This is a genomic window from Corynebacterium sp. (genome assembly GCF_030530965.1).
Lineage (GTDB): Bacteria > Actinomycetota > Actinomycetes > Mycobacteriales > Mycobacteriaceae > Corynebacterium.
The window spans coordinates 27414-42328 of sequence record NZ_JAUMTY010000017.1 but is presented as its reverse complement, the minus strand read 5'-3'; the positions used below and the strand labels follow the sequence as shown (position 1 = coordinate 42328).

At 55.1% G+C, this 14915-nt stretch carries 9 protein-coding genes; 7 read left to right on the top strand and 2 right to left on the bottom strand.

Annotation, left to right across the window (positions count from 1 at the left end):
* Positions 1–266: 266 nt before the first annotated feature.
* The 4 genes from Q3981_RS05010 (at position 267) to Q3981_RS04995 (ending at position 8408) form a co-directional block, all read left to right on the top strand.
* Positions 267–1358: a sulfurtransferase gene (locus tag Q3981_RS05010; protein ID WP_303124348.1), complete on the top strand. Its 1092-nt coding sequence runs from the start codon at positions 267–269 to the stop codon at positions 1356–1358.
* Between the two features lie 124 nt (positions 1359–1482).
* Positions 1483–4260 (top strand): DNA polymerase I, encoded by a 2778-nt coding sequence (gene polA, locus Q3981_RS05005; protein ID WP_303124347.1) that lies wholly within the window; start codon positions 1483–1485, stop codon positions 4258–4260.
* A 291-nt stretch (positions 4261–4551) separates the two neighbouring features.
* Positions 4552–6018, top strand: a complete 1467-nt coding sequence (rpsA, locus tag Q3981_RS05000) for a 30S ribosomal protein S1 (RefSeq protein WP_046202961.1) — start codon at positions 4552–4554, stop codon at positions 6016–6018.
* A gap of 278 nt (positions 6019–6296) precedes the next feature.
* Positions 6297–8408, top strand: a complete 2112-nt coding sequence (locus Q3981_RS04995; RefSeq protein WP_303124346.1) for a glucose PTS transporter subunit IIA — start codon at positions 6297–6299, stop codon at positions 8406–8408.
* A gap of 131 nt (positions 8409–8539) precedes the next feature.
* Here Q3981_RS04995 and Q3981_RS04990 read toward each other — a convergent pair whose 3' ends face one another.
* Together Q3981_RS04990 and Q3981_RS04985 are read right to left on the bottom strand one after the other, a co-directional pair.
* Positions 8540–9574: a MaoC/PaaZ C-terminal domain-containing protein gene (locus Q3981_RS04990; protein ID WP_303124345.1), complete on the bottom strand. Its 1035-nt coding sequence runs from the start codon at positions 9572–9574 to the stop codon at positions 8540–8542.
* 1 nt (position 9575) lies between these two features.
* The gene (locus Q3981_RS04985) at positions 9576–10919 is read right to left on the bottom strand and encodes a 3-oxoacyl-ACP reductase (protein WP_303124344.1); all 1344 of its coding nucleotides are present in this window, start codon (positions 10917–10919) and stop codon (positions 9576–9578) included.
* A gap of 110 nt (positions 10920–11029) precedes the next feature.
* On the opposite strand from Q3981_RS04985, the gene Q3981_RS04980 reads away from it, so the two are divergent.
* From Q3981_RS04980 to Q3981_RS04970, 3 genes are all read left to right on the top strand, one after another.
* On the top strand, positions 11030–12334 hold the full coding sequence (locus Q3981_RS04980) for an acetyl-CoA C-acetyltransferase (protein ID WP_303124343.1): 1305 nt from the start codon (positions 11030–11032) through the stop codon (positions 12332–12334).
* Between the two features lie 174 nt (positions 12335–12508).
* Positions 12509–13486: a dephospho-CoA kinase gene (gene coaE, locus Q3981_RS04975; RefSeq protein WP_303124342.1), complete on the top strand. Its 978-nt coding sequence runs from the start codon at positions 12509–12511 to the stop codon at positions 13484–13486.
* Positions 13487–13605: 119 nt separating this feature from the next.
* On the top strand, positions 13606–14915 hold a 1310-nt coding region (locus Q3981_RS04970), incomplete at its 3' end, for a DEAD/DEAH box helicase family protein (RefSeq protein WP_303124351.1).

The window sequence follows — 14915 nt, the reverse complement described above, 5'->3', positions numbered from 1 at the left end:
AATTGGCAGAGGCAACGGATTCAAAACCCGTCCAGTGTGAGTTCGAGTCTCACCCGGGGCACTAGTCTTTTTAGCGTTTTACCAGTGATTTTGTATCAAAAAAATGGTAGACGTGGTTTTGGTCACATGGGTCTGACCTCGCATTTTATGGTTCCTTGAGAGGTACTAGAGCCAAAATAGAGCCACAGGGGGAGATCTAACAATCCTTATTAACTCCGCGCTTGATCGGTAGCGCACCGTTCTGTTCCATTTCGTACGATGGGATCATGAACAATGAGTTGCCTTGGGTCGTTTCCGTTCAGGAACTGCAAAAGCTCCAGCACGACTCCGCGGCCCACGAAAATCAGCGAAAAGCCCAACGAGAGGCTGCTCGTCGGAAATCAGAATGGATCGAGCGTGCCTTGGCCCATCCAGATGATCTCTCTGAAGCAGACCGCCGTCGTCTTGAGGAATACCTTCGCGAAGAGGAGGAGGCTAAGGATCTATACCGATCACAACCCTTGGCCTCATGCCCCGTCGTTGTTGCCGATGTGAGGTGGTACCTCGATGGACGTTCAGGATATGACGCGTACAAGAAGGGTCACATCCCTGGCTCGGTCTTCATCGATTTAGATAGTATGCTCGCCGGACCGGCGTCGAAAGAAGAAGGAAGGCACCCACTGCCCTTGGAGGAGAGCTTTGCTGCAGCCATGGAAGTCAGTGGAATCGCGGATGACACCGTGGTTGTCGCTTACGACGATGCAGGCGGGGCATCTGCGTCGAGGTTAGTTTGGCTCTTGCGGGCCAGTGGACATCGAGCCGCTGTCTTGGACGGAGGTCTCAACGCATGGATCGAGTATTGTGAACAGGCGCATAACACCGACGAGAACGGGCAGGGGAGCGGGCAGGTGGCTGAACACTTCCTTGATTATGGTGATGATGTGACCGAGCCTGAGGAAGCGGGAGCTTTTACCGCAGAGCCTTTCAACGGCGAATGGCTTGTCTCTATCGATGCCGCGGCATCGGCCGCGGGTGAGGGAGTCGTTATTGATGCTCGCGCACCAGAACGCTACCGAGGGGATAATGAACCGATCGATAGTCGCGCTGGGCATATTCCAGGAGCTCTCAACCTTTTCCACGGCGATCTCGTTGACGATAAAGGGTATTTCCTTGATCCAGACCAGGTTGTGTCCCGTCTGAATGATGCTGGCGTCGAAAAGGGGGAGGGGCAATCGTTGGCGGAATCGCCCATTGTGTACTGCGGCTCCGGAGTCACCGCCACTCATGAGATTGTGGCGTTGGCTCATGCAGGAATTCAGGCTCGGTTATATCCCGGATCGTGGTCGCAGTACTCGGCAACCGATCGGCCGATCGCATAGGGGGCTGCGCGGTAAGGGCCTGTGCGTACGTCGTCGGATGTAAAACTGCCGTGTTTTACGTCGTATTTTAAGAAGAATAACCACCGACCAGCCAGAGAAAATAAGAGCGAAGGAGTCCTAGTTCATGGTGTCTGCCAACGAGGTTGAGGATACGAAGAAGAAGTTGCTTCTTCTCGACGGCCACTCTCTGGCTTTCCGCGCCTTTTACGCGTTACCGGCCGACAAGTTTACTGATTCGTCAGGTCAGCATACGAACGCTGTATATGGTTTTATATCCATGCTGGTGACCCTTCTCGAACAGGAGAAGCCGACCCATATCGCTGCAGCTTTTGACCTGGCGGGCCCCACTTTTAGGTCTGAAAAATTTGCTGACTATAAAGCCCAACGCCCGGAAACACCTCCAGAATTTAAAGGGCAAATTGAGCTCATTCGCCAGGCATTAGAAACGTTTGGAATCACCACCGTCGATTACAAACGATACGAAGCCGATGACGTCATTGCGACGCTCGCTACACAGGGCCACGAGCAGGGCTTTGATACCTATATCTGCACCGGCGACCGGGATTCACTGCAACTCGTCACCGATGACGTCACAGTGCTGTACACGCTTCGCGGAGTCACCAATCTCGCTCGCTTCACTCCCGAAGCTGTTGAAGAAAAGTACGGGGTGACCCCGATGCAATATCCGGACCTTGCAGCTTTGCGGGGCGACACCTCTGACAATATGCCAGGAGTACCCGGGGTAGGGCCTAAAACCGCCCAGAAATGGATAAACAAGTACGGGTCACTTAATAACTTAATTGACAATATTGACGATATCGGCGGAAAAGTCGGTGATGCACTGCGGCGGGATATTGACACTGTGATTCAAGCCCGCGAGCTGACCGAAATGGTCCGTGACCTCCCCATCAAGTGCAGCCCCGAGGACTGCGAAATCCGCCCGTCAGCAAGAAATGACGTGAACGACTTCTTCGATGATGTTCAGTTCGGGACGAACCTCCGGGAGAGGGTCTTTTCCGTCATCCCGACACAGGGTGGCTCGTCGGACGCTGACAATCATCGTGAGCGCCTATCTTATGAACGCGTAGGCCTGCAGAAAGGGAAGGTCCGTAACTGGTTAGAGGAAGCTACTGATCACACGCCTGCGGGCGTCGCAGCGCTGGGAAGCGCCCTCCCATCCTCGCCAAGCATGAAGGCTCTAGCGATCACGCAGGGTAAACAAACGGCGATCATCAACATGAGTCGGATGACGGATGATGATCGCGACGCGTTGAAGGAATGGCTTCAGGATCCTGACCACTCGATCGTGGTACACGATGGCAAGGGTCTTCTCCACATGTTGAGTAGCGAGGGGCTGACCGCTACAAACATTGAACATGACACGAGGCTCGCCTCGTACTTAATCCATCCTGACTCCGGGAGCTTCGATCTGGAGAGCGTCGTACGACGCCGTCTTGGGCGGGATCTCTATGACAGCGACGTCGTGTCATGGGAAGAGGAACACCGCTCTGGGCGTCAAATGTCGTTAGAAGTGGGGGATCTGTCATCTGACGGTGAGGACGACCGATCGGTTACCGGGGTTCCGTGGCCTGAGTGGGCCAAATTGGCTGACCACGCGGAAGCACCTCTTGAGCTTGCCGCTGAACTGGCGAAGAAGCTCGATGAAGCCGGTTTGTACTCAATTTACGAAAACCTTGAAATCCCGCTCGTCCCGATTTTGTTCGGCATGGAGCACGCTGGAATCAAGGTAAACAGAGAGCGCATGACGGCGTTGAGGGATTCAACGGCTGAAAAATTGGCCAAAGAAGTTGAGGAAGCCCGTGCTCTCGTTGACATGCCTAAGTTGAATCTAGGAAGTCCGAAACAATTACAAGAGGTCCTCTTCGATAAACTGGAACTTCCTAAGACAAAGAAAACAAAGACGGGATATTCGACTGCGGCTAAAGCCATCGAACGATTAGCTGAGAAGCATCCGCACCCGTTCCTCGACCATCTTCTGGCGCATAGGGAATATCAAAAAAGGGTCAGCACTCTTGATGGGTTAATTAAAGCGATCGCCTCAGACGGGCGTATTCACACGACTTTCAACCAAACTGCGACTGCCACGGGGCGTTTGTCCTCGACAGACCCTAATCTTCAGAATATTCCGGTCCGCACGGAGGAGGGGCGGCAAATACGTGCGGCCTTTGTCCCAGGTGAAGGGTATGAAGCGTTATTAACTGCAGACTATTCGCAGATCGAAATGCGTGTTATGGCGCATCTCTCGCAGGATCAAGGCCTCATTGAGGCCTATCGCAGCGGTGAAGACCTACACAATTTCGTCGGTTCGCAGGTTTTTGATGTGCCGGTCAACGAGGTAACCCCTGAGCTACGACGTCGAGTCAAAGCGTTGAGCTATGGCCTCGTCTACGGATTGTCGGAATATGGCCTCTCACAGCAGCTGGATATTTCTGTAAGAGAGGCGAAGAAAATTATGGTTAAGTATTTTGAACGGTTCGGCGGTGTGCGGCGCTATCTGAATGAAGTTGTCGATCGCGCACGGAAAGATGAGTATACGTCGACCATGCTCGGGAGAAGGCGCTATTTGTCAGACCTCGCCAGCCTGAATCGGCAGGCGAGAGAGAATGCCGAACGCGCAGCTCTGAACGCTCCGATTCAAGGTACCGCGGCAGACATTATTAAGGTCGCGATGATCCGAGTCGATGCTGCGTTGAAAAAAGAAAAATTGGCATCACGGGTGCTACTTCAGGTTCACGATGAGCTCGACGTCGAGGTCGCGAATGGTGAGCTTGAGCAGGTGAGAGGCATTATTCAGAGAGAAATGGATGAGGCTATCGAACTTGCTGTCCCGCTCGAGGTTGGAATGGCAGTCGGTGCCGATTGGAATGAAGCAGGCCATTAGCAGCCTTCCACCAGCGGAAAGTTTGCCAGTGCAGGGAAAATGAGATAAATTTTAGGACGCGCGTGTGTCCGCCTCTTATTTCCCTTTTCTTATCGACGTTGACTCGGTTGTATATGGTCGCGATATTCCACCTGGCGGCCATGATACGGCCACGGGAACACACTGCCGGTAGGAGAAGATAAGAGGTTAATCATCTGAAGAGCCTTCGCGAAACGGAATGGCTCTTCGCATGTGTGACGCGCTCGTTCCTGTCCGTTTTTCGATTACAATCCGTTTCGGAGCACTTAACATATGCCCACTTCTACAACCCCTCAGGTAGCCGTCAATGACATTGGCTCCACTGAGGATTTCCTCGCTGCCATCGACTCCACCATCAAGTACTTCAACGATGGTGACATCGTCGAGGGTACTGTGGTCAAAATTGATCACGATGAGGTTCTTCTTGATATTGGATACAAGACGGAAGGTGTCATTCCTTCACGTGAGCTGTCCATCAAGCACGAAATCGACCCCAACGAAGTTGTTGAGGTTGGCGACGAGATCGACGCTCTCGTTCTCACCAAAGAGGACAAAGAAGGTCGTCTGATCCTGTCGAAGAAGCGTGCACAGTACGAGCGCGCTTGGGGCACCATCGAAGAACTTAAAGAGAAGGATGAGCCCGTCACCGGCACCGTTATTGAGGTCGTTAAGGGCGGCTTGATTCTCGATATCGGCCTTCGTGGGTTCCTCCCCGCTTCCTTGGTTGAGATGCGTCGCGTGCGTGATCTTCAGCCTTACATCGGCCAAGAGCTGGAAGCGAAGATCATCGAGCTCGACAAGCACCGCAACAACGTTGTGCTTTCCCGTCGCGCATGGCTCGAGCAGACCCAGTCCGAGGTTCGTTCCGAGTTCCTGCACCAGCTTCAGAAGGGCCAGGTCCGCAAGGGCGTCGTTTCCTCTATCGTCAACTTCGGTGCATTCGTCGATCTTGGCGGCGTAGACGGTCTGGTTCACGTCTCCGAGCTGTCCTGGAAGCACATCGACCACCCGTCAGAGGTTGTCGCTGTTGGCGACGAGGTCACCGTCGAGGTCCTCGATGTCGACATGGATCGCGAGCGCGTCTCCCTGTCGCTCAAGGCCACCCAGGAAGATCCGTGGCGAGTCTTCGCCCGGACCCACGCCATTGGCCAAATTGTTCCCGGTAAGGTCACCAAGCTGGTTCCGTTCGGTGCGTTTGTTCGCGTTGAAGAGGGCATCGAGGGTCTGGTCCACATCTCCGAGCTGGCAGAACGCCACGTGGAAGTTCCGGATCAGGTCGTCAACGTCGGCGAAGAAGTCATGGTCAAGGTCATCGACATCGACCTCGAGCGTCGCCGTATTTCCCTCTCCCTCAAGCAGGCCGACGAGGACTACACCGAAGAGTTCGATCCGTCGAAGTACGGAATGGCCGACTCTTACGACGAGCAGGGGAACTACATCTTCCCCGAGGGCTTCGATCCCGAGACCAACGAATGGCTGGAAGGGTTCGAAGAGCAGCGGGCCGAGTGGGAAGCTCGGTACGCGGAGTCGGAGCGTCGTCACGAGATGCACACCGCCCAGATCGAGCGTCACCGTGCCGGTGCCGCAGAGGCAAAGGAAGCCGCAGCCTCGGGTTACTCCTCCGAGTCCGAGGGTGACTCCGCGCCAGCTGAGCAGAGCGCTGCAGATGACTCCGGTTCCTTGGCTTCTGATGAGCAGCTCGCTAAGTTGCGTGAGAAACTCGCCGGTGGTGAAAACTAGTTCCGGATTGATGACACGTTCGGACTAAAAATAGGCTGTTAAAACCAGCCTCACAACTACAGACTCGTTACTGTGGTCCATCCCCCTATCCCGTGTGGGTAGGGGGATTTTTGTCGTCGGTGGTCATCATCAAGCCCGTTAGTGTGGTTTGTAACTAATAGCCACAATTTGTGGCGAGCCTCACAAAGAACCGCTATTAAACCAAGCAAATAGGGGGTACGATAATCTCGGACACAGTCCGAACAGACATAATCGGACATAAATGCGAAAGGATTGTGATGGCTTCGCAAACCGAAACCACCTCACGGTTCATCCTGGATAATATCGGTGGGGCAGATAACATAGCGTCAGTGACGCACTGTGCGACTCGCTTGCGGTTCCAGTTGAATGATCGGTCACAAGCGAATACAGAAGCCCTCGACGAGAATGGATCAGTACTAGGTGTTGTTCCTCAGGGGGACAACGGGCTGCAGGTCGTCATGGGGGGTGCAGTCGCCAATTATTACCAGGAGTTGATCAAGCTCCCGGGGGTTGCGGAAAGTGCTGAAGGCGGCGGCAATCGGCAAAAATCCTCCAAGAAAGAATACGGAGGAGTCCGCGGAAAGTTCGGCTGGGTCGACTACGCATTCGAGTTCCTCTCTGACACGTTCCGGCCAATCCTGTGGGCTCTCCTCGGTGCTTCACTGATCATCACGATCCTCGTCCTCCTCGACACGATGGGGATTCAGGATTTCCGTGCAGAGAATCAACCGCCGACGTACCAGTTCATGCACGCCATGTACCAGTCGGTGTTCTACTTCCTGCCGATCATGGTGGGCGCAACAGCTGCTCGGAAACTAGGCGCTAACGAATGGGTTGGCGCAGCTATTCCTGCTGCTCTCATGAGCCCGGAGTTCATGAGCCTAGGTAACCGCGAAGACGTCGTTCACGTCTTCGGTCTTCCGATGGTGTTGAACGAATACAGCGGTCAGGTTTTCCCGCCGTTGATCGCGGCCATCGCGTTGTACTGGGTTGAAAAAGGTCTGAAGAAGGTCATCCCTGAAGCGGTCCAGATGGTGTTCGTGCCGTTCTTCTCGCTAATCATTATGATCCCAGCCACAGCATTCTTGCTTGGCCCCTTCGGTATCGGCCTGGGTAACGGCATTTCAAACGCTCTTAAAGCCATCAATGACTTTTCGCCGTTTATTCTGTCCGTCGTCGTTCCGCTGTTGTACCCGTTCATTGTGCCCCTTGGATTGCACTGGCCGCTGAACGCCGTCATGATTCAGAACATCAACTCCCTCGGCTACGACTTCATCCAAGGCCCCATGGGTGCCTGGAACTTCGCGTGCTTCGGGTTGGTTGCGGGTGTTCTCTACCGTTCATTCCGTGAACGCAATAAGGCCATGAAACAGGTCTCACTTGGTGCTTTGATGGCCGGTCTTCTTGGTGGAATTTCCGAACCGTCGTTGTACGGTATTGTTCTTCGATTCAAGAAGACATATCCGCGGTTACTCGCTGGCTGTTTTACAGGCGGCGTGGTCATGGGCATCTTCAACATTAAAGCCAATGCCTTCGTCTTCACCTCGATCTTAACGATCCCGGCATTCCAACCCTGGCTCGGATACACCATTGGTATCGCGGTAGCATTCTTTACCTCATTCTTCCTGGTCGTCTTCTTCGACTACCGCTCAAAGGAAGAGAAGGAAGAAGTCCGCGCAAAGATTGCCGCTGATGAAGAGGCGGACAATGCGGCGGCTGCTAACCAGACCGAGGGAGCTTCGGCTTCGTCTGCAGCATCTTCTGTTCCAGCCGGGGCTGCGGCAGGGGCCGAAACTCAGACGGAGTCATCGCAGGCCCAAGCGACGTCGACTACGACGAAGAAGAAGCGCCCAGTTCTCACGGAAACCTCAGTACTGGTTGCTCCTCTCGACGGAACGATTGTGCCCTTGAAAGATGTACCCGATCCCGCTTTCGCAGCCGGAGCAGTAGGCCACGGGGTCGCTATTGAGCCATCAGGCGATACCATTTATAGCCCCGGCGACGGAAAGATCCTCGCTGTTCAAGGACACGCGATTGGCGTCAAACTCGACCTCGGTGTGGATCTCCTCGTTCACGTCGGTGTCGATACGGTCGAGATGAAAGGCGAAGGCTTCGAGTCATTCGTTAAGCGCGGCGACCGCGTGACGGCCGGGCAAAAACTCATGACCTTTGACAAAGAAAAGATTGCGAAGGCCGGTCACCCGGATGTCACTCCAGTGCTCATCACGAACTGGAAGAGGATAGGCGGAATCGACACAATTGCCACGGGCGAGATTTCGCACGGGGAAGACCTCTTGAACCTGGTTCCAAAAGAAAGCGCACAAGGCAAGGAATCTCAGGGAAGTAAAAACCAAGACGTGAAAGCGTAAGCCGTCCTCGCGGACCACCACGTTTCGCGTATTGACATAGATAACCCCCGGCATAGGATGTCCACGATCTCGTCGATTGTGGAACCGTGCCGGGGGTTCTTTGTGTGCGCCGCCGTTACAAGACGGGCCGCTTAGATTTCTGCCAATTGAGCAGTCACATTGATCTTTGACGAATCCTTCGCACTGCAATAGCGCAAATCCCAGGAGAGCCCGTTTGAGTCATTCTGCGGGTGGCGGGAGGAATATGCCGCCAGGACTGCAGGAAGGATAATCGGCTTACCGAACTCCACGGTGTAGCGCGCTCGAGTAGGAATTTCGCCCTCGACGACGCTCAATAACGAAGCAGCGCTCCACATCCCATGAGCGATCGTCGCAGGGAAACCGAACGCCTTAGCCCCCAACTTGGAGACGTGAATCGGGTTTTTATCGCCCGAAACATTGGCGTAGTTCTTAATGTCCGAGGCCGACACTCGAATGATCGTCGTCGGGTCCTCCGGAAGATCAACGCTCATTCGTGAATAGTTGTCATCAGGGAGTTGCCCCTCGGGAGCTTTGCCCTTCGACAGCATGGTTGATCGTTGCCGCCAGACCACGTCGTCGGGTGCCGACGAGCGACGCACTTCGGTGATGATGTCTATCAGTAAACCTTGACGGTGACGTCGCAACGATTCCGTGTACACCGCCACATCGATGCTGTCTGTCACCGCGATGGGGGAATACTGCTCGATGACGTTGCGAATGTGAATAGTCCCGACTGCCGGGAACGGAAAATCCGTCGAGTTCATCGCATTCATCACGAGGGGAAAAGTCACCGCATACGGATACGTCAGCGGCACGTCGTTGCTGATACGAAGGCCGCACGTAGCGCAGTATTCAGCAAGGTTCGTGGCATCGATCGTGACCCCATTGACGCGATACTCGTGAGAAGGGGCGGTGGCCGCCGAACCCTTGTCACTCGACGATCGTTTCGAAAGGAACGGGACGCTGGGAAGAAGTCCGCGCAGTGCTCGTCGGTACTCATCCCCAAGCGATGGGATTCTATCGACCTCAACAATGGTTTTCTCTTTCAGAGAATCATTGTCGACGCCGTCAGTGGTCGTAGCCGGCTGGGACGCGGTGGCGGGTGTCGTTCCCGGGGAGGTTCCGTTACTAGATGATGCGTTCACGTTATGCCCCCAAGACTGACTGTCCGCAGACCCGGATAACGTTGCCGTTAATCGCTTCCGACGCGGGCGACGCGAAGTATGCAATTGTCTCTGCAACGTCAATGGTCAGCCCACCTTGCTGCAAAGAATTCAGCCGACGCCCGACCTCGCGGGTAACGACCGGAATCGCCGCGGTCATCTGTGTTTCGATGAAACCGGGCGCGACCGCGTTAACAGTGATTCCGTGGCCGGCGGACTCTGAAAATGAGTCAACGAAACCGATGACTCCTGCCTTGCTGTAGGCATAGTTGGTTTGTCCTCTATTGCCGGCAATACCTGCCATCGAGGAGACCCCAATAACGCGACCGTTGTCGTTGATGGCCCCGAGCTCGAGAAGACGTTCGGTGATTGTCAGCGGGGCAGTGATGTTGACGGCCATGACGGATTTCCATCGAGCGTCGTCCATGCCAGCCATCGTCTTGTCGCGGGTAATTCCGGCATTGTGGACGATGATGTCGATACCGGTCTTATGCCGCTCTTTGACATGGCGCGCAAGGGTGTCGGCCGCGTTGGGCGCAGTCACGTCGAGGCCGAGGGACGTCCCGTTGACCTCATTTGCGGTTTCAGCCAGTGCTTCCCCTGCAGCGGGAATATCGACGCAAATCACGTGGGCGCCATCGCGCGCGAGAGTTTGGGCGATCGTCTTTCCAATTCCGCGGGCCGCACCCGTGACGACAGAAATTTTCCCTTTAAGGGGCTTGTCCCAGTCAACCGAGGGGGATGGGGCTTCGTTCAGCCGGATCACCTGAGCGTCGACGTACGCGGATTTCCCGGATAGCAGGAAGCGCAACGTGGATTCGAGGCTGCTCAGCGGGGTGTTCGGGTCGGTGTAGACCAGTTGGACAGTTGCGCCCCTCCGCATCTCTTTAGCCAGTGACCGCGTAAAACCTTCGAGTCCTCGCTGGGCGACGCGCGCCGACGCAGTTGTCGTGCTCTCTGGGTTATGCCCAATGACGACGATGCGTGCGCATGGAGCTAGCTTTCGAATGACCGGATTCACGGTTTCATACAACTCGAGCGAATCGGCGGGGGTGCTGAAGCCCGTGGCGTCGATGACGAGGCCAGCGATTTTCCCATCAGTCGCAGGGGAGCCGTCGTCTCGAGTGTCGATGATGGTGTACGTCGGCTCGAGAAGCTCCCGGATGGAGGATGCCAGAGACCCGGATCCTGTGACAATGATGGGCCCGTTTAGAGGGGGTTGGCCAGGTTCAAACCGGCGGAGTTTTTCCGGTTTGGGTAATCCAAGTTTCGAGGCGAGCAGCGATCCTGCCCCCGAATTGACGAACTGTGCGTAACTGTCAGCCATGGAAAATCCCTTCGTGGATACGTTTTACGAGTTTCTGTTCAATTAGCCTACGGTGAACATACACAATATGAGAGAGTTTTAGTGATATGAATCTCAGAGAGGGGCAACCTATGACTCGTAAGGTAGCAATTATCGGCGGAAACCGTATTCCGTTCGCGCGTTCGAACGGGCGGTACGCGAATGCGTCCAACCAGGATATGTTGACGTCCACCATCGATGGATTGGTGAGCAGGTTCCACCTGCAGGATGAGCGTTTAGGAATGGTTGCCGCGGGAGCAGTGCTTAAGCACTCGCGCGACTTCAATTTGACCAGGGAATGTGTTCTTGGGTCGCACTTGGCGTCGGATACGCCAGCTTTCGATATCCAGCAAGCGTGTGGCACGGGGCTAGCTGCGGCGATTCAAGTGGCAGATGCCATATCGCTGGGACGCATCGATTCCGGCATAGCTGGTGGAGTTGATACAACTTCCGACGCACCAATCGCGCTGAATGATGACCTCCGGAAGCTGTTGATTAAGGCCTCTACGGCCAAAACGACGGGGCAGCGGCTCAAGCTTTTGGGGAAGATTCGGCCGCAACTGCTTGTTCCTGAGCAGCCACGTAATGGGGAGCCTCGTACGGGCCTGTCGATGGGGGATCATGCGGCCATCACTGCGCGTGAGATGGGGATTTCCCGCCAACAGCAGGATGAGTTTGCCGCTTCAAGTCATCAGAAACTTGCTACTGCCTATGACGAAGGTTTCTTTGATGATCTGATCACGCCGTACCTGGGGTTGAGCCGAGATAACAACTTGAGGCCGGATTCCACGGTGGAAAAACTGTCAAAGCTCAAGCCTGTGTTCGGTAAGAAGGATGCCGAACGTCACGGTGTGCGGGCAACGATGACTGCCGGAAACTCCACACCGCTCACCGATGGCGCCTCTGCGGTCTTGTTAGCGTCCGAGGACTGGGCGGAGCAGCACAATCTCCCTGTCAGGGCACATCTTATTGACTCTGAAACAGCCGCCGTCGACTTTGTTCATGGACGCGGACGGCTGACGCCCGACGGACTGTTGATGGCCCCCACCTACGCGGTTCCGCGGTTACTGCGTCGTAATGGGCTGACGCTCCAGGACTTCGATTTCTACGAGATCCATGAAGCCTTCGCCTCCCAGGTGCTGGCGACACTCGCGGCCTGGGAGTCTCCCGAATACTGCTCGCAGCGTTTGGGCTTGGACGAGCCACTGGGTGCCATCGATCGCTCCAAGTTGAATGTGAAGGGTTCGTCTTTGGCAGCCGGGCATCCGTTTGCGGCGACCGGTGGCCGTCTCTTAGCGACGGCGGCCAAGCTGTTGGAGCAGAAGGGATCCGGCCGCGCATTGGTATCCATTTGTGCTGCGGGCGGTCAAGGCGTGACCGCGATTCTCGAACGGTAATCGCCGTTCCTGCTCGGTGTTTATCCGCCAAGCAGGAATCCGTTTTCGGTCCCTGAGGCCGTGCGCAGTCGTGGTAGACAAGGTAGTGGCCTTGACAGTCGAGCGGCAGTCAAGGTTCCGACGACGCTGGCCTTGGCGGTCATGGATAAGAAACGCATGAAAGAGTGAGCAAAAGTGGTTGTGGTCGGTCTGACGGGCGGTATTGGCTCAGGTAAATCCACTGTCGCAAAGAGGTTGTCTGATCACGGAGCGATCATCGTCGATGGCGACAAAATAGCCCGTGAGATCGTGCAACCGGGAGAACCCGCTTTATCGGAACTCTCTGAAGAATTCGGTTCCGACATTCTCATGAGCGACGGGTCCCTGGACCGTAAAGAACTGGCCCGGCGCGCGTTTGTCTCCGAGGACCGCACGAAGGCGTTGAACGCTATCATGCATCCACGAATTCATGAGCGAGCATATGAACTCTTTCGTGCTTCTGCCGACGCGTCAATCGTCGTGTTTGATATGCCCTTGTTGATCGAGAACAACCTGGACCGGATGTGTGGTTTGGTTGTGGTCGTGACTGTCGACGAAGACACCCGAGTTGACCGGCTGGTGGCGCATCGGGGCTTCGATCAAGATGATGCACGGCAGCGAATCAGGGCACAGTTGTCGGACGCAGATCGGACTCCATCTGCCGACGTCATTGTGGATAACTCAGGCACGCCTGATCAGCTTCTGGAGTCGGTGGATAGATTATGGGATTCCCGTTTGGCTCGTTGGGGGCGTGTGACTGAACACGATGAGAGGGCCAGCCGTGAAGCTGACGGTCTCGTGCTGTTCCACCATCAGGGTCGTCAGCAACGCTTCCGACGGCGGGTTGAATGGGTCTTCGGTTCTGAAACAGACGTCGAGTTTGGTGGGGATCCTGATAAGCCACTGTTTGCATCAGTATCCCGGCGCGCTCCCGGCGAAGGGGGCTCCGGTGGAGCGGATGAGAGTACTCGTGAAAAGCTTTCATGGCTGGGCTTTAGCCGCCAGTCGGGGAGCGACGACCACTGGAGCGAAGCCTTCCAGAGCGATGACCGCCGTGCGACCGATGACACCGAGGGGCGCCTCGACGTGTGGAGGAGTGGGGACCCCATCGACCCAGCAACGATCCGCCTTTAACCATGATGGATGGGTTAATTTCGGGGTTGGCTGCGCTCTTTAGTCGGGATTGTTGGTGATCGTTTCCACGGTCTAGTGCGAAACCGCGCCATCGGGGAATGAGGGTTACACTCGCGGTTATGGCATTCGCTGCAGAACATCCCATCCTTTCGCAATCAGAATTTCGTCCAGTCGGTGACATCGAGCGGACGAGCAAACCTTTTGAGGTTGTTAGCGATTATGAGCCTGCGGGAGACCAACCCCAGGCTATTAAGGAAATTGATGAAAGGCTTCGTCGCGGTGAGCGCGACGTTGTTTTAATGGGGGCTACGGGCACAGGGAAGTCTGCGACGGCCGCATGGCTTATTGAGAAGCAACAGCGACCAACATTAGTTATGGCCCCGAATAAAACGTTGGCAGCTCAGCTAGCCAATGAGCTACGGCAACTGTTGCCGAATAACGCGGTCGAATACTTCGTCAGTTACTACGACTATTACCAACCAGAAGCCTATATCGCGCAAACTGACACGTATATCGAAAAAGATTCCTCGATTAACGAAGACGTTGAGCGCTTACGACATTCAGCCACGTCTAATCTTTTATCACGGCGTGATGTCGTTGTTGTGAGCTCGGTGTCGTGTATCTACGGGTTAGGGACTCCGCAGTCGTACTTAGATCGGTCTATCCCTCTTCGCGTCGGAGAGGAAGTCGACAGAGACCAATTCCTCCGATTGCTGGTCGATGTGCAATACACACGTAATGACGTTGCGTTTACTCGCGGGACATTCAGAGTTAAAGGTGACGTCGTCGATATTATTCCCGCCTATGAAGAGGTGGGCGTTCGTGTCGAATTCTTTGGAGACGAGATCGATAGCCTTCATACGATCCATCCATTGACCGGGGAAGTAATCGACACTCACGATCAATTACGAATCTTCCCGGCAACACACTACGTGGCCGGACCCGAGCGGATGGCGAAGGCTGAGGAAGCTATTAAAGCGGAATTGAAAGATCGATTAGCAGATCTTGAAAATCGAGGGAAGCTTGTCGAAGCTCAACGATTGCGAATGCGAACAGAGTTCGATCTGGAAATGATTGAACAAGTTGGGTTCTGCTCAGGAATCGAGAACTACTCACGCCATATCGATGGGCGTGAAGCGGGCAGCGCCCCGGCAACATTGATCGACTACTTCCCAGAGGACTTCTTGACGATCATCGACGAGTCTCACGTGACTGTCCCGCAAATCGGTGGAATGTTTGAGGGTGATGCGTCGCGCAAGAGAAACCTCATTGATTTCGGCTTCCGCCTACCGAGCGCCATCGACAACCGGCCTCTCACCTGGGATGAGTTCGATGCACGTAAAGGCCAATGCGTCTACATGTCCGCCACACCCGGCGACTATGAGTTGGAAGCCGCTGGTGGTGAATATGTTGAACAGGTCATTCGCCC